Genomic DNA, 25,761 nt, shown 5'->3' with positions numbered 1-25,761 from the left:
TCGAAGATCGTCTCGACGCCTTCCTTACGCGCCTTCTCGATCATCTTCGCCGATGCGCTGTCTATGGTCAATTCCGAAACTTTCGGCTTTTCCTTTTTTTCTTTAACAATCGCCGCAGCTTTGGTTTCTTCTGTCGCCATTACCAGGCCTCCTGATGGTATTTAAAATGTTTCTCGTTTATTGGATCATTGATAGATATTTTTGAAATTCACGGACGTCCTGCGGGCGTCGAACTACCTCATACTTTTAAGCTTTTCCCGTTCCTTGCATGCATCACAAAGACCGAGTAAATGCAACGAAACCGATTGAACATGTATATCGTCAACCGGAATTTCTAGAAACTCGGAAAAGGGAACGGATTTCGCGGGAACGTCGTCTATTCGCCCGCATTCCGTGCATACGGCATGCAAGTGAGAATCGATCATGGCGTCATAACGCGCTACACCGAAGAGAGCGTTCACTTTTCTCACCAGCCCGACTTCTTCGAACCGGTCGAGGGCGTTGTAGACCGTGGCAAGAGACATGCGCGGGAAAAGGGCGCTAACGCGTTTGTAGATAAGCTCGGGGCTTGGATGGCAGTGTTCCTCCAATAGGGCTTCAAGAATAGCCACTCGTTGGGGAGTAACCATCAAACCGCTGGTTTGAATGAGTTCCAGGGGGCTTTGCATGTAATTGGGAATGCCTATTATTTTAGAATGATTCTAATCTAAGAGATATTTCAGGCGATGTCAAGCGGTATCGGATACCAAGCCACCGAAAATCCGCTATCCGCACGGATTCTTTCCAGGGAGAACTCTCCGACATAGCGGACCCGGGGCCGAACGACCGGCATGACCGGGGGTCGAATCATCGGGGTCCCAATCGTGTGGACGGTCCGCGGATGGGGGGGAATGTTCGATTTCTTTGACGGGCGAAAGAGAAAGGACCTTCTTACTGCGATCCGCAGCCCCAGTGCCTGCCGGGGCTGACGGACATCCATTTCGAGTTCGCGAAAGCGGGGCAATTGGAAAGAGATCCCATAGCCCGATCGAGCGGCGCTATCGTTTTGAGAAACGTTCGAAGCTTTCAGCGTACCTGAGCTCCGATCCCTCTCCAGCGTCGGATAGGGCGAAAACCCGGATGTCGTTCTCCTTGAATTCTTCCAAAGGCAGCTTGAAAACGTATCCTGAAAGGAGCAAACGCGGATTCGAGAAATGATCCGCCGTTGGAGACCCAACGGGCATTTTCGCTATATCCCAGCTCCGAAGCCGCGCCTCCATTGGACAGCGCGAATACTCTCACCGCTTTTCCCTCGAAGGCGCCCAACGGCGCCCAAAATCTGAATCCCGAAGCCGTCAGCATCGAGTTGTCGAAGTGTTCCGCCACGTCGGGCCGATCCAGGTTATTCCAGCTCACGTACGAGGAGACGCCTTCAGAAAATAGGACGATCAATGCCGGAAGCTCTCCTTCCTCAATGTCCGCGGCCCACCCTTCCAGGCGCACGAAATCATTCGTGACCTCCGCGACGTCGAGTATGCCCTGGATGGCCTCGCGCACCACCGGAAAGGACTTTCCGTCGGAGCAGGTCACAGTCTCTCCTTCGGTGTCGCTTAACAAGGTGTATGTCAGATCTCTCTGAACGTTGGTGCGGGAAAGCGCGAGACCTTGTTTGCCTGTGGCCACTACAAACGTTTCGAGTCGATTGAAGCCGGGATGGAAAGAGGAATCCGGAACGATGACTGAAAGTGTCGCCTTGTCGTCTTGGTCTTCGTAACTGCTCGCCACGGCCCGAATAACACCGTTCACGGCGATTGCCAAGCGCAGCGGATGATCCAATTTCCGGTCGGCCTGTATGGTCGCCAGAAGATGACAGGGCACAAAATCGGCTTCCGGGTCGACTGCAGCAGGCATGGGTTCGTTTTCGAACAGGACTCTCAGGTCGCTCTGTCCGACGGGTCCAAGGTCCTCGATGCTCTTGCCTATGAGACCTTCAGGAGAACGCAGGTACGGGAAGGGACCCGTCTGGTTCCCGGATCCAAACAACATCAATTGCCGTTCCAGGGTGACCTCTTTTCGAACCATTTCGGCGGCCACGGAGTGCTTCCTGTAATCCTGATCGAAAATGGTCTTCTGGGTTCGCTCCGCCCAAGAGGCACTGAAGGCCGACCGGCCGTCCACTGACCATGGAATGGAAACGTTCAGTATTTCCCCGATGGTCGGCAGGATATCAACGGACTCGATGTACCTGTCGCTCACTTCTCCGCGATGTTGGTGGGGCTTTTTGATCATCAGGAGAACGCTAAGGATATCGCTGAGATTTTTCTCAGTCACCCCCCTGCGATCGTCGCCCGGAATAAAGCTCACACCGTGGTCTGAAGTGAGCAGAATCAAGGAACGATCATACAAATTCTCCTTCTTGAGACGCCGCACGAGCTTTCCGACAAGTTGGTCCACGAAACCCACTTGAAGCAGGTAACGCTGGTGAGCATGAACAACCGGCTCCTCTTGTTCCCGCCATTGCTCCGAATTTGGGAACAGGCCACACGCCCATCCCGCCGTGGAATATTTCTTGCCCGAGGGTAGAAAGTCGTACGGCGCATGCGGAAGCAGGGTGTGGTGGAAATGCAGTTTGGGCTTGTCGCCATCCTGAATGGAGTCGACGAAACTCAAGAAATTCCGGCCACGATCTCCCCAGACCTCTTTTCCCAATCTGGAGTCAGAGGCGCCTTGTTCCTGCTCGATGAATCCCCCCCATGCGTGTGCGATGCTCGGGATGCAGTTCGCGAGACCTCCTGGAAGGATCAGGTGGGGATAAATGACCGAGAGATCCAGCATCAACGATCCGATCCGTTCCTCCGGCTTCCGGGGCTCCCGTTCTCCCTCGCACAGGTCGTGCGGACAGAGATCCGTTACCGGCTCGATAACATGAAGGTCATACGAGGCGCCCAGCAGTGTAAAAAGAGTATTTGGAAAATCGGACGCGTGAGGCAAGCTGGGCCGGGTCGGATATCTACCCGTAAGTATGGCCGGTAGAGCTATATTCGTCAACATACCCACCGTGGTGGCGTTTCGAAACCATGTTGCATCGTCTGCAAAGGCGGCGAAATTGGGATATCGAATGGGATCGATTCGGCCTTGCTGGTTCATGAGACTGGTAACGCAGAATTCGTCGAACACCACCAGGACGACCGGTGTGGTTGAGGGCGCTTCGACGGCGAAGTGCGGTTCCTGATGGGATAACAGCAGCTTGGTTACAGGGGAATGGAAAAGAAAGAGGACGGGAAAAAAGAGAATCGAAGGGGATAACACAGTCAGGAACGATCTCGCCGGACGGAACCTTGTAATGACATAACTCAAGCCTGCGCCCAATCCCGCCGCCGCCAAAACAACGATTCCGGCGGGCAGCGGATCGAACCGTTTCAACGCAGGCAAGAGGACGAGCGCCATCAGCAGGGCTACGATCGCTGTGTGGAAGCGTTTGCGAAGCGCCGGCGCGACCAGATCGACCAGCCATTCCATAAGGGCCAATGTCGCGGGAATCAGCGCGGAAAGCACAAATGCCAGCACCACGAAGTCCAGGGGTTCCGATCGCCGGGCGACAAAAAATTCGGCCTGTCTCGAAAGCGAGTCATATAAGGGCTGGGCCAGAGCGAATCCGGACAGCACGAACAGATGCAGCAGGTCTACGAGGGCTTCGCGTTTTTGATTCATAGAAACAAACAGGAGTTACTCAGTCTTATCTTCGATGAGTTATGGTCTATCCGGTTCGGACCCGGTTCCGGGCGAAAAAAAGGATCCGGGTGCCGTTTCCGAGGGGTTCACGCTCGATCACTTCAAAAGACGCTGAAAGGGAGCCTTCGAACACCGCCAGGTCATAGTCGTCATAGTGGTCCGCTTTGTTTCTCAACAGGGTCCGGACCATGGGATCCTCTTTAAGGATGAATTCAATTACGAGATCCGTTCCGAGAGCGGCCAGCCAGTCTACAAGCTCCGGTAGGGGTATGTTGGCGGTGATCACCAGATGGTGTATCAAAGCAAGGCACAGTGTCAGGTCAGGTTTACCGCGGCCGACAATGCTTTTTCGCTCCAGTCCCCTCCAGCCTAAATCCGGCGACGAATCGGAGAGGTTCATCACCAAAGGTAGGATAGCTTCCCGTCCTTCAGACCGAAGCGCTTGATAGAAGCGCTCGACAGCCAGATGATCGGCGTCCATGGCCACTACGTAGCGGGCATTCTCCGAGGCGATTCGTGAGAAAGCGCCGGTGTTGCAGCCGAGATCCCACACCAGATTCCAGGGGCGGGAATGGACAGCGCGGCGTACGAAGGCCGCCTTCCTCTCCAGGTCCTCGTTCGTATAGGTATGAAATCGCTCGTAGTCCGACCACTCGGACTCTCTCGGTTTCAATGAAAGTCGTCGGACGATCTTCCGGAGTCGATCCACATTGGAAAGGATCAGGTTCTTGTGGAAACCGACGCTCTTCATAGTGGTTCTGATATCTTTATCGGAACTTCCATACCTGGCCTGCATCTTCGCCTGAAGAAACACGTGCGAGAACACGCCCGGACGCGCAAGGTCGCGCAGCGACATCAGACGGTTGAACTGTTCCGGATCGATCCCGTCGATTTGGCCCCTGAGCCAGGGCTGAAACGAAACATTCTTGTATGCCTGGAGAAAGAGAGGGTAGAGAAAGAGTTGACAGAACTGCCGGTAGCCGATCCATGGTTCGCCCGCTTCCCATTCTTCGAAGGACGGCACATCGATGAATATCGGCCTCGTTCCAATCCATTGGACGTTATACGCCGATGCGTCCTTTAGTATCATGTCCTCATCGAGGGCCGCGCGGAGTAGTTCCAACTGAAGGAGAGCGGCGTCTTGGAGCATGCCGAAACACCACTCATAGGGATACGAGACGAAAGGAACGGTGCGATGTTTGAGAACGGCCGCCCAGTTTCCGTCAATGCCATGTGTGAGGGCCCGGGGCTCGGGGTGGACACGTTCCGTTTCCACGATCTTTCCATCGGACATAAGCCGCTGAAAAAAAAGGGTCTTGGAAAGCGCTTCCCATTGGCGCAAAGCGTGATCGCTCAGCAGACGGAACACACCTTCTGCGGTGTACACAACTCGGCCGTTTCGGTCTCGAAAAGAGCCGGGTTCCACGGAATGGTTTCCCAAAGCGACTACGGGCATCGGAGCAGGACCGGGTTTGGGTGGGACCGAGCCCCGGTTGGGACGTGCGGGCGCTTGAGGCCTCGACTCCATCTCGCGCGGAAGCTCGAACAGATCCTAGTTCGTATCCTGTTTCGCGATTCCCAGAACCTCCAGTATGCGGCGCCAGAAAAGCTTCAGTATCACTACCAGGCCGGCCGCTCCGCCCAGAATAATTTGGATCAGCATGCTGCCGCTTCCGGCGTCCAGATACGCGTGGGCTTCCCCGGCGGCGAATAGAACCAAAACGATTGAAATAGAAACGAAACCAAGGAGAAACATGTTCGTAACCTTCCGTCCTTACTGTGTGTGATATAAAGGCCAGAGGTCTCCGCGGCGTACGGTCGTCGATAGACAACTCGTACAGGCCTTTTCCACGGATCGTTCAATATCTTGGTTGAATCCGGACCCGGAGAGACGCCGGCGGTTCCTGACCACCCTCGGCGCCATTCGCCAAACGTATGAATCTGCGCACACAAAAAACGACGTTGGCCTCCGTATGAATTCATGATTCATAACACAGAAAGACTCTTCTTGTCCAGGACCGTTATTCCATCAAGATGAGGAAAGCGTTCCCCCCCTAGAACTCGACCACTTGATGTCCTTCCTTTCTGAGTCTTTCCGCCACGAGAAGACGATGACACGGACTTCCGACAGGACAAAAGCAAAGAAGACAGTCGCCGTCTCTTAGCCGGCTGACGGCAAAGCGCCATACAGGATCTACTTCCTCCCAGTACTTATGGGCGTATTCGTTCTCGTCTATGTTCGCGCTACGGTAGCGTTCGAGGAGTCGCCGGCTGGGCGCCAGCTCGATCACACTGGTGTCGAAGCGTCCCAGCCGGTCTTTGCCACGGGAGATACGGACACGCCTTAGTACGCCGAAGCGCTCGAATTTGTGTTGGCTTGCGTAATTGGAAACGAACAGTTTCATCTTGGCCCTCGCTCGGTTATTCAGGAGGCGGCCTGGAAGTTCAAAAGCTCTGAAGTGTTTTCCTTGAACACGGCGCCCGTCTTCCCTATACTTCCACTTCCGCCACTCGTCGCTTGGTAGCGGTATCGTTCAACATCCGTCTGAGCGGCCAATTCGAACCTGAATGGGATTTCCATGGTTTTGGACAGTGTCCTGCCGGTTTTTCTCGTCATTGGTCTGGGCTCGATTCTCGCACGCTTCCGCCTAACCAACGAAACGTTTTTGAAGACGTCGGACAGGCTGATCTATTATATTTTTTTCCCAGTGCTTTTGTTCTGGAAAATAGGAAGTCCCGCCGAATCAAGCACCATCGATGCCCGCGGTTACCTGGCCATACTGGTGACGATCCTCGTGGCATGGGTGCTCAGCCTGTTATGTAAACGGGCGTTCAAGATTTCCGATTTTGAAGCAGGCGCATTTTCGCAGTGCTGTTACCGTTTCAACACCTATATCGGCATGGCCGTTGTATTGAACGCATCCGGCGAACCGGCGGTTCGTCAATTCGGGGTGATCATCAGTTTTGCCATACCTTTTATCAATCTTCTGTCCGTTTCGACACTCATCTGGTTTTCAGGCAGAGACATTTCCGGAAGCGAAAAACTTCGCGTCACAGGTAAGGCCATTGTGTCCAATCCGTTCATCCTGGCTTGCTTTCTTGGACTCTTGTATGCAAGATTAGGACAACCGTTTCCCGGTTTCCTTGAAAATTCGTTCCGGCTCGTGTCCGCCGTGTCCCTGCCCATGGCGCTGATCTCCATCGGTGGCGCGATCCATCCGGCGGCCCTCCGAGGACGTTTCAAGGCGGCCTTGGTAGCTTCCGTGTTCAAGGTCGGTTTATACCCTGTTATGGGCTACCTGGTTTTGATGCTGTTCAATGTGGTCGATTCATTCTTGTCGACCGCGATGCTCTTTTTTGCGTTACCCACTTCCACGGCCAGTTACGTTCTGTCTTCGCAGCTCGATAGCGATGCGAACCTGGCCTCATCCGTCATTGTGCTTTCGACACTACTGTCCACGGGATCGCTTTCCTTGGCAGTATGGTTATTTGTGCCATGATCAGGGCTTATCGGATACTCAAATCAGGATCTGAACTTTTTTTCGGGGAGTAGTGTGTTGCTGAGTGAAGCCAAAACCCTTTTGGGGATCGCAATACGGAGGATGTTCGGCCCCGGAATCCTCCGGAAGTTGGAAACGGACGGCTCTTTGCCTCCCAGGAAGCGATCGATGGACCGCCCGCTGAGTGATGTCGGGGTGCTGAGGTTTCCTTGCTCGGAAGATCCAAGAGACGCGTTTGATGCGTTCGGAGCCGAATGGGATCGCTGCCTGTCGAAAAGGTTCCTGCCGGAACACCGTCTACTCATTAAAATCAATCTCAACACGGCGGATCCCTACCCGGCGTCAACTTCACCCGATTTTCTGGCGGCCCTGGTGGACTTTTTGATGGGTAGGGGGATGCGGCATATACTGGTAGGGGATTGCTCGGCCAATACGCGCTTGCCCACACGCCGCGTGGCGAAGGCGGCGGGCATTGCGGACGCCTTGGCGGGCCGGGCGAAGATGATGTATTTTGACGAGAGCACGTGGGTGCGCGTGCCTATCGATGGTTTTTTTCTGAAGCAGGTGACCGTGCCCAGAATCGCAATGGAGGCGGATCGGGTCATCTCTCTGGCCAATCTGAAGACGCATGCGTACGCAGATTTTACCATGGGCTTCAAACTGGCTGTGGGTTTCATGCATCCCGTTGAACGAAAGCTGTTGCACTTGCACCATTTGAGAGAGAAGACGGTGGAGATCAGTTTGGCTGTGCCGCCCGATCTGATCATTGTGGATGGTCGAAGCGCATTCATTACGCAGGGTCCGAATAAAGGCCGCCTGGAACATGCGGGCGTGGTCCTGGTTGGCGACAGTCTTCTACAGGTGGACGCCGAGGCCTACCGTGAGTTGTACCGGCTGAAAGAGCGGTTCGGATGTCTGGAGCACTTCGAAGAAGATCCCTATGAGACGATCCAGTTACGGCATGCGCGAAAAGTGGGCTTCCAATAAGAAGACGCGGGATAGGTGCATTCGATGGTAAAGGGGATTTCGTGAAAGTACTGCTCGTAGCGCCTTACACAAACCATAAGGCCGTTCCGCTGGCCCATTGGACGCCCCTGAATGTCACCTTCATCGCTGCGTTATTAAGGCGCAACGGCCATGACGTATCCATTTTCGACCGGCACGGCATGATCGCCAGGTTGGGGTTGGACAGGAACCTCATCGACAGGTCCATGATCGATCATGTCCGGAGAACCAGGCCGGACATGGTCGGTTTCAATACGGTATCTCCCCTGATTTATGACACCATCGAGAGCGTAGCGCTGATCCGAAGCGTGTACTCCGGACCCATGGTGGCCGGGGGACACCACGCCACCGCCCTCCCCGACCTGACCCTTCGAAGAATTCCCGAGCTTTGCGCCGTTGTGGAAGGCGAGGGCGAGATACCCATGGTCGAACTGGTGTCCGGGGCCGCCCCGGAGACCATACCCGGTGTTTGGTGGAGAAAGAAGGAGGATCAATTCATTCACACTCCGCCGCATCGGAATCCCAACCTGGACGACTTGCCTTTTCCTGCTTTTGACCTGCTGGATATGAAGTACTATACCCGTCCCAGCATATCCACGATTCGAGGCTTCTACCTCTCCACAGTATCCATATTGAGTTCCAGGGGGTGCGAACGCCGGTGCGATTTCTGTTCGGAATCATCCACGTACGGCCGCGGTGTTCGATTTCACAGCGTAGACTATGTCATGGAATGGATACGCCACATCCTTAAGAACTATGGCGTTGAAGCCCTCTATTTCATGGACAATGATTTCTTGATCGACGAGCGGCGCGCCGGGGAGATATGTGAACGTATGCTGTCGGAGGGCATGCACAAACGAATCAAATGGGCCATACAGGCCCGGGCCAACCGGATTCAACCCGCGATCTTGAGACAGCTTAAGCGTGCGGGATGTATCTTAATTGAAATCGGTATCGAGTCGGGCTTACAGGATCAGTTGAACTCCGTTCGCAAGGGTACGACCGTGCAGGTCAATGAGCGGGCCGTAAAGCTCATACAAAGACACCGAATGCACCCTCACCTGTATATGATCACCGGGTTCGAAGGGGAAACCCTTTCGGACCTGGAAAAGAAACTTGCCTGGATCAAACACCTTAATCCCGCTTCATTTAGCTGGTTTCCCCTGCAGCTGTATCCCGGAACAGCCCTGTATGAGAAAAGAGGAAACCGCTTTTTCGAGGAAAATGAATGGACTCGCGAAAGGATTCAGGCTTATTATAAAAATACTTGCCTGGCCTCCTTTTCCCCTCGTGAGCGGGACGAGTGGATGAAAATCCACTTTCAACCGTTTTTCCGGTGGCGCCATCACGTAAACCTGCTGCTTCGCAATCGTCCTCTGAAACTTGCGCGGTTTATCTATCAAGCTCGGACCAAGTCCGGGATTCTTTGATCGGTCGGCTCGGACTCTCCGGATACTCCGCATCAGGGGCGAGCCAACAGGTTCGAACGGGTCCGCGCGTCTCCGGAAAAGGAGAAGATCGTCGAGTTGCGACCTTCAGCGGGACGGTTTTTCGTTCCGGTTGCTGCATATCGCCGCATGCTTGCCGGTATTTCGAAGTCGATTGACATCTTCAAGGAATTATTGTAGCATAAGCCGCAATGTGTGTAACATAGGAAGAGAAGGGGGAAAACATGAAAAGGCAAGATACGTCCGTCGAAGTGAAAAAGCCCTACGTTAAGCCGGTCTTGAAGAAATACCTTCCCCTCGGAACAATTACGGCGAGTTTGGCTCCCAGTTAATGGGAACGGCCTAGTAACGCCATTGACAAATCGCCTCGTTTTCTCCCGTTGCTTCTGTGGCGTCGGACCATGCCAAATCCGACGAGACGATCTGTTCATACGCGAGTCATGCTTTTCCATACATAGACGTCGAATGGAGGATGGCTGTATATGCGAATGAGAAACGGAGGCGCCATGAAACAAGGGGATGACCGACAGCCGGTCGTAACTGTCACCGAAAACAAGCGGGACTACTCCAAACCTCTACTGATCCTGCACGACAAGCTGAAGAAGGTAACGGCCGGCCCAGTCGGTTCCGGCTGAGACTCTAGAGCCGGCGTCCATCATTTGGGGGGAATCGCCATGTTTGTTTACCGATTCCCGCTCAACAGCAAAGATCACGCAGGGAGTAAGGTTCGACAGGAAAAGGAATATGAAATCGGAAAAAGAAACCCCGAAGGAACGGATTTCTGAAGACAGACGTCCCTATGTCAGGCCCGAGTTGAGGATATTCGGTCCGTTGAAAGACATGACCGCCGGCAACGGCTCGCCGCCGCCGTAATCCATTCCAAATCTCCTGTGGGCGTGCCTGGAAACGGCTTATTATCCAGACCCTGGATATGGATCCCCGAACCATGCGCCCTGCGGTTTATCATGCGAGGTGTCAACCGTGGGGAGACGGCGCATGAATGTCACGAAGGAGAAAGGGTATGAAGAAAGAAGACCTCGACAGGCCGGTCAACGAAGTTGAACAAGAAAAACGGCCCTATTCCAAGCCTGAATTGACCGGGCACGAAAAGCTGAAGAATGTAACTTCAGGCGCCCCCAGCCCCAACTAGGCCGGAGTCGCTGAAAAGGTAAAGATAGACGCCGAGGAGGCGCTGCTTTGAAGCTAAAGGGCCGGATGTTGTCCGACATCCGGCCCTACAACAACTCGCGAACGAGATGGGGAACCTCCCTAAAATCCCTTCCAAAATACAACCTGTAGCAGTGCATCCGTTCGACCATACGGCACAACAACTGAAAGTGCGACCGCGCCACTTCTTTGTCCAGAACCAGGAGGCTGTGCGGTAGCAGCCCCACAACCGCCTCCATCTTGGGTGCGGGTTCCACTCGACTGGCGCCCTCGTCGATGATCGAGGGGAACAGCAGCACTTCCGGATTGCACGATTCCACGGTACAGCCCGGATACACCTGCTCCAACCGGAAGTTCTTTTTCCTGGCGGAGGATCCAAAGGCCTTTTCCGGAAGACACCGTATTTCCTGAAAAAGGGAAATGGTCTCATCCGTCACATTTACGCTCTCCAGAAAGCCCAGGACTCGAATGTGATCCGCGGCCCGCTCGATCAACAGGCGATCGTCTCCCAGAAATTGGAAACCGCCCCTGACCAGAGCCAGAGACAGGGTGGTCTTCCCTCTGCCCGAACTTGCTGGAATTATGACGCCTTTCCCGTTTTCGGCCAAACCCGCGGCGTGGATAAAATAGCGGCCCTTCATCCGGAGGAGGGATGCGAGACCCAGCGAGAATATGTAATTAAGCGCTCTGGGGCTCGGCGATGAACAGGGACTGATCAGGGCGACTCCCAGGGTGCCCGAAGGATCCACAAAGAGTTGACCCGTAGGTCCGAAGTCGGCCACCTCGAGAGTCTCCCAAGTATAATATTTGAGGTGGAGGCCCATGCTACCGGTGATTCCTTGTTCATCATCAACTTCCGAATCAAAGTGCAAAACGGGGCTTCCGGTAAGCGCGAGGGATCCCAATTCGGATAGCGGGTGGTCCAAAAGCAGGAACTCGATCTCCGCAGGACCGTCGGATACGTTCTGCGAATAGTAGGCGAGCCCCTGTTCCACGGCATCGAGCAGGAAGGACGAATTCGACCGGACGGTCAGACGTGTCCCATGAAGAAGAAACGAGCGTTCAACCAGCCCGCACCGGTTCAGTTCCAATCTCAAGACGTCGTTTAGATGGGTGGGATTCATGCGGGGCCTTCATGGATACGAGAACAAGGTCACGCACGACGCCTCGGGGGCCGCCGGCTCCAACGGCGTTTCGCCGTTGATGAGTATCCAGCTATGACCTTTGAGCGGGGACGTGTTCTTTTGGACTCCGAAAACGATTCCGACATCCAGGCCCCGGCGGCGGAAGAGATGGAACAGGGTAAGTGACTGAACCAGGCAGGGAGTGGCGCTTTTAAGAAGTCGAATCAGTATGAGATCCACGAAGCGGCGTCCGATCCACGCCCGCTCGATGTCGGCGTCACGAAGCGGTCTACGGGCGGTCCTTCGCCTGTCCAGCCGATTCAGCACGGCGCGTATCTCCATGCGATTCACCAGAATCCGGACGACGGACATCCAGATCAAAATTTGAACATACAATGGCCAATTTCTCAAAGTGCACAATTCACGCAGGCGATCAATTCTTGTCATCTGTCTCCAGAAGACCTTCTTTCAAAAGGTCCTGTACCACTTCCAGGATGTCCTGTTTGGCCGATTGCTCATCCACATCGTATTCCCGGATGACGCTTCGGTGCAGTTCGGACAGGGACTTCTTGCCGTCCAAGGACTTCCACATGAACCTTCCCACCTCATTGAGGGTATAGTAACGCCCAGTGGACAGATGGAGCAGTACACACTCGTCCTCGATTTCCGACCACGTCACTTCGCTACCTCTCTTGAAGCGGAGTTCCCATGCGTCCATCTTCGTTCTCCGTAAGTGTAATGAGTTTCAGGCGAACCGCTCCGGAAGCGATCCGATGAAGACAGCGGACCTCTTTTCCCGTGGCCGTATCTTCGCTTGCCTCCGTGCTTCGTGACGGACGATCCTATTCCAGGGTCTATAAACGAGCCATGAAAGACCCGGCAAGCAAGGGAAACTCGCCGGGTGGTCGTTTCATCGTCGAATTCTTAAATTTGACTGTTTCGGCCGGCAAATGCTCAGGGCATGACCGCCAGCTTGTCGTATTGGATGGCTTGTGCGTAGTCCGTCAACTCTTTCTTGGCGATTCCGTCTCCGCTGACCGTGACCAGGAACCGGTTGGCCACGATGATCTTGATTTCTCCCGTTTTATCGGAAGCATCGTACTTGACGATGGCGCGCTGTCCGCTGATCTTCTCGAGTTTTCCGCCGTCGGAAGTGGCGAACACGGGGTTCGTGAACATCATCATCATGCCTTGCAGCATGGGAGAATCGGCCATGAATTCAACGGAAACGGAGCTGGAGTCCTTCGAGTAGGTTCTTTTCGCGGTAACTGCTCCGCCGAACATGGCTCCGCCCACGGCCTCCGACGATCCTTCCTCCGCCGTCCATCCGGAAAGCGGTTCCGGAAGCAGCTTCAGCAAATCCTGGCTTTTCTTCTGACGTATCAGCTGGGACGCATAATCGAGACTCCCGGTTGCCTCCGTGTACTTGCCGTCGTTGTATTGCTTCAACCCCTCCTCGATGGCTTCCGTGACCTCATCCGCCGGCGCCGGGCCGACCGAGAAGAGGAATAGGGCCACGACGGACAACGCCATGTTCAAGAAACGGTTTCGGTGAAACATACGATTCTCCTTCTGGTTTCTTCATTGTTCGGTAATCTTGCGTTTCGATCGGATGATAGGGGACGCGAAAGACGAACGCAACAAAAAAACAGAGAGCTTTCACGGCGGCAAACGGACGCAAAACGATGTACCCGTTTACGGGCGGGCGGCTGGTTTCATTTCCAGTACCGCGTCCGCCGTCCGGTCTCCAAACGCCGCCGACCAAATACTCGGTCCGTGCAAGGTCAAAGAAGGACGAGGTGCGGAGATAGTCTATATTTCCACATAGGTATGAGGCGCCTACATTTGGAGGCGGAGAAGCGGCGGAGGTCACGGTCCGCGTCAGCTCTTCACGAGAGCGAGTATCCTGGATCCTTCCGGATGACGCTTGCTCTGGTCCTTGGGATACAGTGGACAGGCGGCTTTTATGCACTCGTTATTCAGAGCATGCTGCGTGCACGAGAAGGGTTCATCCGCGACAAGGTTCACCGGTAGCAGGTCCTCCGAACGCCGAGCCGCAACTACGAGAGACAGATAGCATTCTCTACGGCAACATCGGGCGGCTTCCCTTTGGGCCAGGACCTCTATAATCTCTCCTACCAGGGCCTGGACTTTTCTTCGAGATGTGGAAGTAAGGGGCGTTGCCTCGAGGATGATGGAAAACGCGATTCCGACGCCTGTTGCCGCACCACAACTGCCCATGTAGGCGCAAGCGCCCCCCGGTATCAGAATGCCGCGCTGGATTCCAGTCAAAATCTCGTCTTCTCCTACGGGTCCCCCGAGATTCCTGTATGTGGCCAGGATGACCCCGGGAACGAGTCCGTGATGTTCCGGGCCGTGCATGGGAAAGCGTTCGTGAGAGCGGATGTCTCGCATCAGACGGAGCATATCGGTCTCGGAAGACGTCGTGCAGACCCTTCGAACAATGTCGATGGGATCTCTGAGGTGACAGAGGTCGCACACATAGTGGCCGTTTCGGCAAGAGGAGGCTGCCGGTTCCGAACGGCCGCACTGAACGCATGTGCGTTCCGAGGGCATGGTCTCATAAACCAGCGGTTCTCCACAAATCAGACATCCCGTTTCGGGCAAGCCCCTGATCGGACCCGGTTTCTTTACTTCAGGCGGTATCCGGCAGGCGCAGCTCGCCTCAGCGTCCACGTTGGTCGTATATCCGGTGCCAGGATCCAGAAGGTGCATCCCGGCCCGGGCCAGCGCATCCGGATTCGACCCCGGTCCCAGGTTCAGACGAAAACGACCGCCACGGTAGAGTACGGATCCGTTGTCCGTGACCACGGCGCGAAAGGGGCCTGCGTACATCACGTCGTCCGGCGTTGCCTCTTGTTTGGTCGGCTTGTAAGCGCTGAACGTCAATGAATAAAACGGATGGTCCTGGACCATCCGATACGGAAAACGTTTGATCACTTCAATATTGATGAAACCCATATCCCTCAGCAAGGTCGGCAGATATTCCTGCACAAACGCGCCTCCGATGCACTCGCCCATTAACCGGTGATTCGCACGTATGGGCGCAGGGGGATCCGTTTCGGTTACCACGTCGGAAATCACCAGCCTGCCACCGGGTTTTAGAATGCGTAGGATTTCGCGGAATACCCGGCGCTTGTTGTGACTGAGATTGACCACGCAATTCGAAACCACGACATCGGCAAGCTCGTCATCGAGGGGAACGTGTTCGAGATACCCTTTGAGAAACCGGGAGTTATCGTATCCTAACGCCTCCCGTACGTGTTGGTGTGAACGGCGCGCCACATCCAGCATCGCATCGGTCATGTCAATGCCGTACACCCGCCCGCCGGGACCTACGGCCTTGGCGGCCATAAAGCACTCGGCCCCCGCGCCGCAGCCTAAATCCACCACGGTATCTCCGCGCTGCAGTCCGGCATCCGCTACCGGGCTGCCACAACCGTAGGATCGGTTTCTGGAATCGCTGGGTATGAAGTCCATTTCCGGTCCGTCGTACCGAACCGGATTTTGAATAGTCTCGTCCGTGTCCCGGGCTCGTTCAGCATAAAAGGTCCGAATGAGTCGCCGGGCGCTTCCCTGCTCGAGAGAAAGCAGGCAGTTGCAGTGAGTGAAATTGACCTGTTTGTCCGAAGGGCAGTCCGTAGTGATGTCTCCCATGCGGAGTATCAGGCCCGGATGGTCCGGGACAGGGAGATGTTCCGCTTCCTCCTCGATCAACATGACGGCCATCTCACGATAGAGTGGTGCGTAGGGGTCCTTGGTGAGAATCCCGCTTTGTTGGTCATGGTCCCCTGAGGCGGCGCAGTGATCCAGGTCGCCGCCACCCAGAACAAAGCGCCAAGGATCCGAAGCCATTTCCGGAACGTCCATCAGAGACGCCCGACGAATGCGATCCAGAAGCTTGCTCGTGCGCCAGACGGTTTCAATACCCGAGGACGCGTTGCCTGCAAGAAAGGATTTCCGGCCCACCATGGCCGGAGTCGGGTAGACGCTGCCGTCAGGCCCTATGGCCAAGGATTCCCAAGCCGCGTTTCCCAGATCGAATCGGGTGCCGGGATACGAAAACAGTTGCGCCCCCAATGCCTCCAAGTTGTCGATGGACACGCCAAGTTCCCGAGCTTTTTTCGCGGCCTTGCGGAATTCCCCGATGAGCTTTTCCAAATCCAACCGGTCCATTTTCGCTCCTTCCCCCCGCTGGAAATGCCAGAGGAAATGAACCGTGGGGACGCCCAGGTCATGCACGATCTGAACCACGGTGTGCATGTGAGCCGCGTTTTCGGCGTTCACCGCCATCGCCACGCTACAGGGAACCTTCAGGGACACCAGACTCTCAACAGCCGACAGGGTCCGATGGAAAGCCCCTTTCCCGCGGAGAAAATCGTGGCTTGCCCGGGGACCGTCCAGACTGATCTGGAAATGGATGCGATCGTTGTCGAGTCGCTTGATTCGTTCGAGGCGCCTCGGGATGAGCAAGCCGTTGGTAAGCACTGCAATTCGGAGGTTTCGCCTTCGGGTCAGACTATCGAGTACATCAGGGAAATCAGGATATACGAAAGGCTCCCCGCCGGTAAAGCAAACGAGTTTACATCCGATATTGACGGCTTCAGCCACCAGCGCTTCGATTCGCTCCCTGGGCAGGAAAGTCGCCGGTCCCGGTTTGCAGGAAAAAAGACAGTGCCGGCATTGCAGGTTGCAGGCGTCGGTGAGATGGAACCAAACCTCGGAAAGGCCCTCCAACTCCAGATGCGCCCGGCCTTTATAAGACGAGTGCCCGGGAAAGTCCAAAGAGCGCATCAGCGCTTCCATGTCCAAGGCTTTCGATACGGCCGAATCCTGTCCGCGGCCGGATACAGTTCCCATGTTGCCGGGCTGACGCCTCAACAATTCATCGGCGGCCGGACTGGGGACGAACCACATCGGCAGGTCCGGCATCAGATAGATGGGAAAGCGACTCCCCTGAATCCGGACCAGACCGCGGGAATGATCCGAAAGACGGCCCGAGCGTTCCCCTTGCAGCCCTGGCAGGAGTTCGAAGTCCGTTTGAGTGTGCAGCGACTCGTATGGAGACACGATGCCTCCTTCTAAATAGAGATGGAACTTGGAATGTCCGCCGGTGCGGTCTATCGCGTCACGGGAACTATCGACCTGAAACAGAACGTTCTCGCTCGGAAAGGTACGAGATTGGAGCTGACAAAGAAACGGGTTCGACGAACTACGACCCCGCTTCTGACCTGGAACCGACCGCTCCTCTGGTGCTCCGGCCTCGCTTACATTTCATCATCCGCTGAATCGGTGCGAAGGAAACCCTGGGAGGAAGGAAGATAGCCGGGTCGGCCCCGGCCGGCTCGGAACAGGCTTTTACCTTTACATCTCCTTCATGGCGGATCTGCCGTCGGTTTCGCTGGCCTTTCCCGGAAACGTTGCATCAGGAAACAGGTTCTGGGCCTCTTCGAAAAAACGGACCATCAGGTCAAACTGAGTCCGCAGTGTTCCAATCCATGTCCACAGACAGTATTTCCCGTCTTCCGTGATAAAGTATCTTCGTTTGGCTTGGCCCTTGTCCGGAGTCTCCCAGGCCGATCTCAGCATGCCCCTTTTTTCCAAACTTCTCAGGTGGCGGTATAAGCCCGTGGTATTTAAGGAAACACCCATTTTCTCCATGTGGCCTTTTACAATTTTCGCCAACTCGTAGCCGTGGCGCCCATCTTCCCCGTAAAGGGTCAGCAGGATCCAGGGTGCGGTGAACAGGGTCATACTCTGGCCCGAGCAAGGGCAGTCGCGAACCAATGTCAAAGGTGCTTCCTCTTTAAAGGGATTATACAAGGTATATCACGATCAATGTGTTACAGACAATCGAAAGTAAGCCCGATTTCTTCATGAATTCGTTCATCGTGAGATGAAACGTACGGGAAGAATCTCGTATCTTCCGGATTTGGAGCGTTTGCCGTTACGTCGGAGAGGCGGCAATCATGAAGGTTTCCTTGACGAGAATGGCGCTGACCGGGCAGATCTCGACGCACGCAAGACACTGATCGCACGGCGGAGATCCGGAAACAGGATCGTGGGAAAATCGAATCATTGTGCTGAAGCCCCGATTTGCGAAGGCCATCATCGGAACCTCGTGACGGCTCAGGCACACGAATACGCACTTGCCGCAAAGCACGCAACGATCCGGGACATACTCCAAAAAGGGATGCTTTTCCGTCTCCTGGTCCTTTCGTGCAAGCGATTCGAGCCGTTTTGGCTTCAACGGCGTCTTCAGGAACCGGGCTATCTTTTGAAGATCGCATTTCTTGTTGCTCGGGCACGTCCGGCACTCGATGCGGTGAGCGGATAGCAGAAGTCTGAACGCAGACCGCTGAAGCCGTCGAACCCATTCGGTGTCCGTGCGCACCTTCATTCCGTCCCAGACCTTCATCGAGCACGAAGTGGTCGGCTGGGGGATCCCCTCGACTTCCACGAAGCACAACCTGCAGGAGGCGGATGGTTTTTCCATCTCGCCGAGCCAGCAGAGATTGGGTATGTAGATGTCGTTTTCCAGGCAAGTCCGGAGCAGATTCGAGCCTTCCTGAGCCTCGATTTCTCTTCCATCAATAACGAGTTTGACCATAAGCGCTCGTCCGTAAACGATTACCGGTTCCCGTCAGGCGCTCGTTCGCGCGCACGCTCCACAATCGGGGCCAGTTCCGGAGGGGAGACTTTGCGCACCGCGTCGTATTCCGGAGGACACGCCACCATGCACTCGCCGCATTTCACACATTTTTCCTGGTCGACCCCTTTCTTTCGATCAGGGGTCGTGAAGATGGCCTCCACGGGGCAGCAGCCCACACAGGCATCGCATCCCCTGGCGCACCTATCCAGATCGATGTAGAAAGCCGTGAGCGCGCGGCATACTTTTGCGGGGCACCGTTTTTCCCGCACATGTGCTTCATATTCCTCCCGGAAATAACGCAACGAAGTAAGTACCGGGTTGGGCGCCGTTTTCCCGAGGCCGCAAAGCGATCCTTCCTTGATTTCCTCGCTGAGGATGTTCAGCGTGTCCAGATCCTCCTCGATCCCTTCCCCCTTGGTGATGCGATCCAGTATGTTAAGCAAATGGAGCGTGCCGATTCGGCAGAAGGTGCATTTGCCGCAGGATTCTTTCTGCGTAAAATCGATAAAATATCTCGCCACGTCCACCATGCAGCTATCTTCGTTCATGACCACCATTCCACCCGAGCCCATCATGGCGCCGGCCAGGGTGAGGGAGTCGAAATCCACCGGCGTGTCCAGGAAATGGGACGGGAGGCACCCGCCGGAAGGCCCCCCGATCTGAACGGCCTTAAATGCTTTCTTGTCCGGGATCCCTCCGCACACATCGAATATGAGGGACCTCAGCGTGGTCCCCATGGGGATTTCAACGAGACCCGGGTGCACCACGTCTCCTACCACGGAAAAAACAGCGGTTCCGGTGCTGCTCGATGTGCCGATCCCCTTAAACCATTCACTACCCCGGTTGATGATCAGCGGCACGGTGGACAAGGTCTTGACGTTATTCACTTCCGTGGGTTTACCCCAAAGCCCTTTTTCAACGGGGTAAGGGGGTCTCACCTGAGGCATGCCTCTTAGCCCTTGTATGGACTGGATAAGAGCGGTTTCTTCTCCACAGACGAAGGCTCCGGACCCTTCGAATACGGACACCTCGACATCATACTTCGAGCCGAGGATGTCTTTGCCCGCCAGTCCGGCTTCCCGTGCCTGGCGAATGGCGTTTCGAACGACTTTGACGGCGAGGGGATACTCGGCCCTGATGTAGATAATGGCCTCCTGCGCGCCCACGGCATAGGCGCAAATGATAAGGCCTTCGATCAATTGGTGGGGATTGCTTTCCAGGATGGTCCGGTCCATGTACGCGCCGGGATCGCCTTCGTCCGCGTTGCAGATAACGTATCGTTCCTTTTCCGGAGATTTCCGGGCCAGTTGCCATTTCTTTCCCGTGGGAAAGCCGGCTCCTCCCCGGCCCCGCAGTCCGGCTTCGGTCACCTGCCCGATGACGGCTTCAGGATCTGAAGCCAGCGCTTTGGCCAGGGCCGCATACCCGCCCGTTCGGATGTATTGATAGATGTCGTTGGGGTCGATTTGCCCGCATTTCTCCATGACCACTTTCTTCTCGAGACTGAACCTCGGAAAATCGTCGACCGTGGGAAACAGATCGTTTATTTCCTTTGCGCCGTACAAAAATTCCTGGAGCGGGTCTCCCTCTTCCAGGAACGCTTTCACCAGCACCCGCGCCCGGCCCGCCGAAACGTTATAATAGCATAGAGGCGGATACTCGGGAGTATGTACGACCACGAGCGGCTCGGCGTAGCAGTGTCCAAGGCAGCCCACCGGTACAATGCGCGCCTCGATGCCCCGATCCGCCAACGCCTCCTCGAACGCTTTCTTGGTCTCCGCGGCGCCGGCCGCCAGCCCGCAAGTGGCCATGCCGATGTAGATATAGGGCACACCGTCCTCGAGTGCGCCTCCCGAGCGTGCGGACGCCTCTTCCACAAGGCGTGCAAAACGCTCTTTCACTATTGCACCGTTACTCGGGCTCACTGGATCTTTTTTCCCTCTCTTTCCGTTCCTTTTCGATATCGATCTGCAAGATCAGTCCCTCGACCTTGCTGGGTTGCATCTTTCCATGCACGTATTCGTTTACCAGCGCCACGGGAGCCAAGGCGCAACATCCCACGCAGGCCACCCGTTCTATGCTGAATTCGCGGTCCGCCGTGGTTTCACCCTCCTTGATTCCGAGTTTCCGTTCGAAATTCTCGAGAATGATGTCTCCGGCCCGGACGTGGCAGGCCGTTCCAAGGCAGACTTTGATCTGATGTTTTCCCGGAGGGTGAAAACGGAACTGGTTGTAAAACGAGGCCACTCCAAATACTTCCACGTAGGAAATGCTCAGGTGTTCCGCCACCTTCTTCATGGCGCCGGAGGAGAGGTACGAATGCCTGTGCTGAATCGCCTGGAGGATGGGCAGAAGGTTGCCCCGCCGTGTATCGTACGTGGCCAGCAGTGCGGCTACATCTTCCAACAGGGCCGCTTCTTCAGCAGCCGACCGTTCCTCTGCCGTTGGTTTGTTCGCGCTTTCGTGCATCCTTGATCCTTCCGCCTGCTTCACTAACAATTCGTCAGACATCATATATGAAAATCCAATCGGGTCAAGGGGAAGTCGCCAAACGGACTTCTCTTTCCTATTCGGAACCAACCGGTCCGGCCGTAAGCGATGGACACCCTCCATAAAAGGAGCTATTCTAATAAGGAGTCATGCCGTCGAGCATCCACGCAGATGTGGACGGGGCGGGAATCCTTATGTACATCGCGTCCGAAGATGATCCCGTAGTTTGCGCCTTTTCTGTTTTTGTAGTCGTCGCTACGGACGGATCGTGAGGCCTATTCTAAATTAGAAAAGACATGATCACAGCAGCGGGCCGTGCTTTCATAGGCCTGCGGTTTTGCGGAGAACCTAAGATCCAAATTCAGGAGGCCAACAATGGTGGACATCAGCAAAGAGATTTTTGAAACCGTGAACAAACCCGGTCGGGTAGGAGTTCTCGGAACCGCGGATAAACAGGGTCAGCCGAACGTGGCGTATTTTGGGAGCCTGCGATTGATGGAAGACGGCACGGTCGTGCTCGGCCTGGGCAAGAACCGAAGCCTGGCGAACCTCGAAGGCAACCCTTTGGCTGTGCTGTTCTGCGTGGCGGAAAGCCCGGTGGGATTCAAGACCCCCGGTTGTCGCCTCTACCTCAAGGTTCGGGAAATTCAGAAGAAAGGCGCGTTGTACGACAACATCAAAGCGGCCATCGCACAGCACGCAGGGGCCCAGGCAGCGGCCATGATCGTGGCCGCGGTGGCTTTTGACGTCACGGAGGTCCGGCCGCTGATGGTCTGGCCGGGGTAGTTTCTTATATCCGTACCGAGGGAAACTTTGAAAAGTTTCCCTCAGGCTCCCTTCAAACTTTGTAAGCGTGCCGCACCGCCTTTGGCGGAGCGGCTGAATCGTTGGAAGCATAGGCATCAAAAGAAGAGGAACCCCATGAGCGTGCAATTTCTGCAAAGGAATTTCTTCCAGCGGATACTGGGCCTTCCCGTCACGAGAAAGCCGCAGGATCCGGCGGGCTGGAGCTTCTCGGCCAACACCTTGACGGTCGACTTGGCCAAAACGCCGGAACTGACACGACCGGGAGGCGCGGTTCGATTCGAAGGCAAGGATCTGCCCGAGAGGGTGTTGGTAATCCTGGGACAGGATAACACGTACCGGGCGTTCCGGAATCGCTGCACCCACATGGGACATCGTCGGCTGGACCCGGTACCGGGAACGGACACGGTGCAATGCTGCAGCGTGGGCAAATCGACCTACAGCCTCGAGGGGAAAAACATGTTCGGTCCGGCGCCCCTTCCGATCACCACGTATCCGGTGGAGATCGACGGAGAGACGTTGAGGGTTATCGTGAAGGGGTGAAGAGGGATCGTTTCAAGCAAAGGAACGAACCGGGGTCGTAGTAGTCGTATGTCGGGTTAGCGAGCAAAGCGAGCGTAACCACATCCCTGGGAGCGCCGAGCCCCAGCTCGGCCCAGTTGTCGGGTTAGCGAGCAAAGCGGGCGTAACCCAACATGTCCAATATCGCAATGAATAGCCCGGGCACATCCGATACCAGCGCAAAGCAAATAGGCGGGGTGAAGCGTGATGCGGTTGCCTATGTGCCTTGAATTGTTGGGTTTCGCGTTGCTCAACCCAACCTACGAAACAGATGCCGCCGCCTGTCACAGCTCCTCGCCACCCGGGCAGGTAATCCGGATGGTTTAAACGGTTTAAATATACAAGATTGGGTCAGCGAGTGGAGCGAGCGTAACCCACCATATGCAGCCTTTGCTTCATAGGCGAATATCCATGGAACATCCGGCAAAAGCTTCTATCATTTCGTGCGGGATCCTGAAAAGGGAAATTCAAACTCTCGTTGAACGAGGCGAGCTCGATGCGGACGTAACTTTCCTGAGCGAACGCCTGCACAGCAGCTATGAACGGCTGGATCTTGCTTTGAATGCGGCGATTCGGAAACTTCGAGACGCGGGTATCCACGAAATTGTCCTCGTTTACGGGGATCTGTGCTTGGGTTTTCATGGTGAAATGGAAAGCCTGCTAAAGAAGCATGACGTCGTCAAGGTCGAAGCGCTCAACTGCATCGATTGTCTGCTGGGCGGTAGGGGCAAGCTGCTCGAGATCGACCCCGATCATGAATATTTCTTTTTGAACCCCGCCTTCATTGCTTTCTCCGAGGGGATACAGTGCGCATCCAAAGAACAGACCCGTGACATGTTCGCTAAGCTCAAGGGTATGATCCTTCTGGACGCATTGGGTGATTTGGACGAGTACAAGACAGAAATCGAAGCAATGATCGATCGCACGGGCCTGCAGGTTCTCGAGAGAAGAAACGTCGGCCTTGAAGGTCTCAAACGCGTTCTATGCGAGGCGCTCCAACGGAGATGAACACGGCGAAAGCCCTCCGACTTCAGATAGGTATGGCCTTACCAGCCCGTTGAAAAAGCCGGGTTGTTACAGGCCGTTGAAAAACGATGAGATGCAAGGCGCGCAAATCCCTAGGAATGAGGCGCACATAGAGTACGTCGCAGTGACGAGGGATGCAGCGTCACGCCGTTGGCGTGACCGCACATCGCATTTTTCAACAGCCTGTAACAGGCAACCCCACTCGGCTGGTTTCATCTGACTTCCGCGGTTCTTCTTGCTTCCTATACAGGTCGCTTCATTCACGCTCCCGCCCACACAGGCGGCCGGCGTCCCGCCCAGGGCCGGGCTTCCTCGAGTTGGGCGGCGAGGCGGAACAGGGTCGCCTCGTCTCCGAACCGGCCGATGAACTGGGTCCCTATGGGCAAACCCTCTTCGTTCCAGTACAGAGGCACGGACATGGCCGGCTGTCCGGTGATATTGCAGATGGGGGTGAAGGGTATGAACGTCCCGCAGCGGAAAAGACCTTGAAGGGGCTCATCCGGGGGCGAGTCGAAGCTACCGAGGGGAAGGGGAGGCTCCCCCAAAGTAGGCGTGAGCCACACATCGAAGTCGTCAAAGAATCGAGCGAGTCCGCGCCTTACTTGGTTTAGCGAGTCCTGAGCCAGCAGGTAGGACCACGCGGTTTGCTTGCATCCGGTCTCGTAAAGGGCCCAGGTAAGCGGTTCGAATGCTTCCTGCTTCAAGGTTCGGCCGGTCAGCTGAGCCATGCCTTCCATGGTGGCCGCACACCCGGCGGACGACACGATCAGCATCGGACGTCCCATGAGTTTTGGGTTGAGCGCCGGAGCCTTCTCGACAACGTCATGACCCAGCTCTTCGCACAGCCTGGCCGCGTCCTCCACCGCGGCGACACAATCGGGATGGGCCTGAATACCTTTGGCCGTGGTGGAGCAGAAAGCGATGCGCAATCGCCCCGGATCGGCGCCCACTTCCATGCTGAAAGGTCGGGCCGGTTGGGGGGCGCAGTAGGGATCGCCCGGGTGCGGGCCCGACGTGGCGTCCAGGATGGCGGCGCTGTCTCTTACCGATCGGGTGAGGGCGTGTTCCACCACCAGCCCGCTCATGATATCTCCAAAATCCGGTCCCAGCGGGTTTCTCGCCCTGGTGGGTTTGAGGCCGAAAAGACCGCAGCAGGAGGCCGGAATTCGAATGGATCCTCCCCCGTCGTTCCCGTGGGCCGCGGGGACCATGCCGGAAGCCACGGCCGCCGCCGATCCTCCGCTCGATCCGCCGGGCGTCCTGCTCGGATCCCAGGGATTCCGGGCAGGTCCGAACAACCGGGGTTCCGTGGTGGGCAGTTGCCCTAGTTCCGGAACGTTCGTCTTGCCCAGAAGGATGAACCCGGCCCGCTTCAATCGCCGTACCAGTTCGCTGTCGTGATCCGGCACAAAGTCGCGCATGAAGGAGCAGCCTGAAACCATGGGCACGCCTTCCCACGACGCCAGCAGATCCTTAAGCAGGTAGGGAACGCCGGCAAAGGGAGCGTCGGGCAGGACATCCCGCGCCTGGGCGCGGGCCTGGTCGTAAGCTTTGGCAATCACTGCATTGAGCTTGGGATTGAGTCGCTCGATCCGCTCTATGGCCGCGTCCACCAGTTCCAGGGCCGTAATCTCTTTTCGACGTATGCGTTCCGCCTGAGCCGTGGCGTCCAATGAAGCCAGTTCGTCCGATTTCGTCACTGTTATGCTCCTTATTCGATATTCGATTGGATTTCGTTCCTCAATTCAATCTGAGCTTCTGATGTGAACTACGGCAAACGCAGCATGGTACTGCGCTCCGTGAATACCCTCTCCCTTCCCTCTCCCACAGGGAGAGGGTTTTCACGGCTCCGGCATACGAGTCCAGTGTTCCTTCCTGCCGGACCCGAATCACGGTCAATGGAGGCCTTTCAACGACTCCGTTTGCAGCAGAGAAGGGTTGTCGGTCTACCTAAGCGCCTGATTTCAAACGCCCTCTCCCTTTGGGAGAGGGGCAGGGTGAGGGCATGCAGCCGAAAGTGTTGGGTTTCGCTGCGCTCAACCCAACCTTGTATATTATATTTAAACCATCCGGATTAGCTACCCGGGTGGGGAGGCTTGTGAGACTGTACTCAACCTTCTGCCTTTGAGTACGTGGCGTAGATAAGCCGCAAGCCTCCATTTCTGTATCTGTTTGAGTCCGGACGGTATCTTTAGGCCCTCTTGATGACAGAGTGAGCCTGCATGCACAAGGTTGTGACGATACAGAATTTT

General features: G+C 55.7%; 24 protein-coding genes. 7 read left to right on the top strand and 17 right to left on the bottom strand.

The window, feature by feature from the left end; genetic code table 11:
* The 7 genes from HY788_16090 to HY788_16060 all read right to left on the bottom strand — a co-directional run.
* The coding region (locus HY788_16090) for a hypothetical protein (protein MBI4775663.1) at window positions 1-140 on the bottom strand (140 nt) is incomplete at its 3' end.
* A 93-nt stretch (window positions 141-233) separates the two neighbouring features.
* Window positions 234-668 (bottom strand): transcriptional repressor, encoded by a 435-nt coding sequence (locus HY788_16085; protein MBI4775662.1) that lies wholly within the window; start codon window positions 666-668, stop codon window positions 234-236.
* Between the two features lie 397 nt (window positions 669-1,065).
* Window positions 1,066-3,690 (bottom strand): sulfatase-like hydrolase/transferase, encoded by a 2,625-nt coding sequence (locus HY788_16080; GenBank protein ID MBI4775661.1) that lies wholly within the window; start codon window positions 3,688-3,690, stop codon window positions 1,066-1,068.
* Window positions 3,691-3,736: 46 nt separating this feature from the next.
* Complete coding sequence (locus tag HY788_16075; protein MBI4775660.1) at window positions 3,737-5,137, bottom strand: methyltransferase; 1,401 nt, start codon at window positions 5,135-5,137, stop codon at window positions 3,737-3,739.
* Between the two features lie 126 nt (window positions 5,138-5,263).
* Window positions 5,264-5,467 (bottom strand): hypothetical protein, encoded by a 204-nt coding sequence (locus HY788_16070; GenBank protein ID MBI4775659.1) that lies wholly within the window; start codon window positions 5,465-5,467, stop codon window positions 5,264-5,266.
* A gap of 298 nt (window positions 5,468-5,765) precedes the next feature.
* Window positions 5,766-6,116: a DUF488 family protein gene (locus HY788_16065; protein MBI4775658.1), complete on the bottom strand. Its 351-nt coding sequence runs from the start codon at window positions 6,114-6,116 to the stop codon at window positions 5,766-5,768.
* A gap of 20 nt (window positions 6,117-6,136) precedes the next feature.
* Window positions 6,137-6,292 (bottom strand): hypothetical protein, encoded by a 156-nt coding sequence (locus tag HY788_16060; protein ID MBI4775657.1) that lies wholly within the window; start codon window positions 6,290-6,292, stop codon window positions 6,137-6,139.
* Between HY788_16060 and HY788_16055 the strand changes: the two genes are divergently transcribed.
* The 4 genes from HY788_16055 (at window position 6,291) to HY788_16040 (ending at window position 10,299) form a co-directional block, all read left to right on the top strand.
* Entirely contained in the window at window positions 6,291-7,211 is a 921-nt protein-coding gene (locus HY788_16055) for an AEC family transporter (GenBank protein MBI4775656.1), read from the top strand. The two genes, HY788_16060 and HY788_16055, sit on opposite strands and share 2 nt — an antisense overlap.
* A gap of 168 nt (window positions 7,212-7,379) precedes the next feature.
* The gene (locus tag HY788_16050) at window positions 7,380-8,198 is read left to right on the top strand and encodes a DUF362 domain-containing protein (GenBank protein ID MBI4775655.1); all 819 of its coding nucleotides are present in this window, start codon (window positions 7,380-7,382) and stop codon (window positions 8,196-8,198) included.
* A 41-nt stretch (window positions 8,199-8,239) separates the two neighbouring features.
* A complete protein-coding gene (locus HY788_16045) occupies window positions 8,240-9,646 on the top strand; it encodes a B12-binding domain-containing radical SAM protein (GenBank protein ID MBI4775654.1) in 1,407 nt (468 codons plus the stop codon).
* Window positions 9,647-10,146: 500 nt separating this feature from the next.
* Window positions 10,147-10,299, top strand: a complete 153-nt coding sequence (locus HY788_16040; GenBank protein ID MBI4775653.1) for a hypothetical protein — start codon at window positions 10,147-10,149, stop codon at window positions 10,297-10,299.
* Window positions 10,300-10,899: 600 nt separating this feature from the next.
* Here the strand turns inward: HY788_16040 and HY788_16035 are convergent.
* From HY788_16035 to nuoE, 9 genes are all read right to left on the bottom strand, one after another.
* Window positions 10,900-11,955, bottom strand: a complete 1,056-nt coding sequence (locus tag HY788_16035; GenBank protein ID MBI4775652.1) for a hypothetical protein — start codon at window positions 11,953-11,955, stop codon at window positions 10,900-10,902.
* A 9-nt stretch (window positions 11,956-11,964) separates the two neighbouring features.
* Window positions 11,965-12,402, bottom strand: a complete 438-nt coding sequence (locus HY788_16030; protein ID MBI4775651.1) for a lasso peptide biosynthesis B2 protein — start codon at window positions 12,400-12,402, stop codon at window positions 11,965-11,967.
* Window positions 12,389-12,673 (bottom strand): PqqD family protein, encoded by a 285-nt coding sequence (locus tag HY788_16025; protein MBI4775650.1) that lies wholly within the window; start codon window positions 12,671-12,673, stop codon window positions 12,389-12,391. Before HY788_16025 ends, HY788_16030 begins: the two co-directional genes overlap by 14 nt.
* Before the next feature lie 236 nt (window positions 12,674-12,909).
* Window positions 12,910-13,515, bottom strand: coding sequence for a hypothetical protein (locus HY788_16020; protein MBI4775649.1), 606 nt, complete (start codon window positions 13,513-13,515; stop codon window positions 12,910-12,912).
* Window positions 13,516-13,836: 321 nt separating this feature from the next.
* Window positions 13,837-17,046, bottom strand: coding sequence for a methyltransferase domain-containing protein (locus HY788_16015; protein MBI4775648.1), 3,210 nt, complete (start codon window positions 17,044-17,046; stop codon window positions 13,837-13,839).
* A gap of 294 nt (window positions 17,047-17,340) precedes the next feature.
* On the bottom strand, window positions 17,341-17,769 hold the full coding sequence (locus HY788_16010; GenBank protein ID MBI4775647.1) for a helix-turn-helix transcriptional regulator: 429 nt from the start codon (window positions 17,767-17,769) through the stop codon (window positions 17,341-17,343).
* A gap of 154 nt (window positions 17,770-17,923) precedes the next feature.
* Entirely contained in the window at window positions 17,924-18,586 is a 663-nt protein-coding gene (locus tag HY788_16005) for a (2Fe-2S)-binding protein (protein ID MBI4775646.1), read from the bottom strand.
* 20 nt (window positions 18,587-18,606) lie between these two features.
* Window positions 18,607-20,439: an SLBB domain-containing protein gene (locus tag HY788_16000; protein ID MBI4775645.1), complete on the bottom strand. Its 1,833-nt coding sequence runs from the start codon at window positions 20,437-20,439 to the stop codon at window positions 18,607-18,609.
* Between the two features lie 100 nt (window positions 20,440-20,539).
* Window positions 20,540-21,097 (bottom strand): NADH-quinone oxidoreductase subunit NuoE, encoded by a 558-nt coding sequence (gene nuoE, locus HY788_15995; GenBank protein MBI4775644.1) that lies wholly within the window; start codon window positions 21,095-21,097, stop codon window positions 20,540-20,542.
* 396 nt (window positions 21,098-21,493) lie between these two features.
* On the opposite strand from nuoE, the gene HY788_15990 reads away from it, so the two are divergent.
* The 3 genes from HY788_15990 to HY788_15980 all read left to right on the top strand — a co-directional run bounded on the left by HY788_15990 (window position 21,494) and on the right by HY788_15980 (window position 23,491).
* Window positions 21,494-21,904, top strand: coding sequence for a pyridoxamine 5'-phosphate oxidase family protein (locus HY788_15990; GenBank protein ID MBI4775643.1), 411 nt, complete (start codon window positions 21,494-21,496; stop codon window positions 21,902-21,904).
* Window positions 21,905-22,039: 135 nt separating this feature from the next.
* Window positions 22,040-22,465 (top strand): Rieske (2Fe-2S) protein, encoded by a 426-nt coding sequence (locus tag HY788_15985; protein MBI4775642.1) that lies wholly within the window; start codon window positions 22,040-22,042, stop codon window positions 22,463-22,465.
* A 429-nt stretch (window positions 22,466-22,894) separates the two neighbouring features.
* The gene (locus HY788_15980; GenBank protein MBI4775641.1) at window positions 22,895-23,491 is read left to right on the top strand and encodes a DUF1638 domain-containing protein; all 597 of its coding nucleotides are present in this window, start codon (window positions 22,895-22,897) and stop codon (window positions 23,489-23,491) included.
* A gap of 278 nt (window positions 23,492-23,769) precedes the next feature.
* On the opposite strand, the gene HY788_15975 is transcribed toward HY788_15980, so the two are convergent.
* The gene (locus HY788_15975) at window positions 23,770-25,209 is read right to left on the bottom strand and encodes an amidase (protein MBI4775640.1); all 1,440 of its coding nucleotides are present in this window, start codon (window positions 25,207-25,209) and stop codon (window positions 23,770-23,772) included.
* Window positions 25,210-25,761 lie beyond the last annotated feature (552 nt).

The organism is Deltaproteobacteria bacterium (assembly GCA_016208165.1).
Classification (GTDB): domain Bacteria; phylum Desulfobacterota; class Desulfarculia; order JACQYL01; family JACQYL01; genus JACQYL01.
Note: the sequence above shows the minus strand (reverse complement) of the source record. Positions and strands in the feature narration are given on the sequence as shown.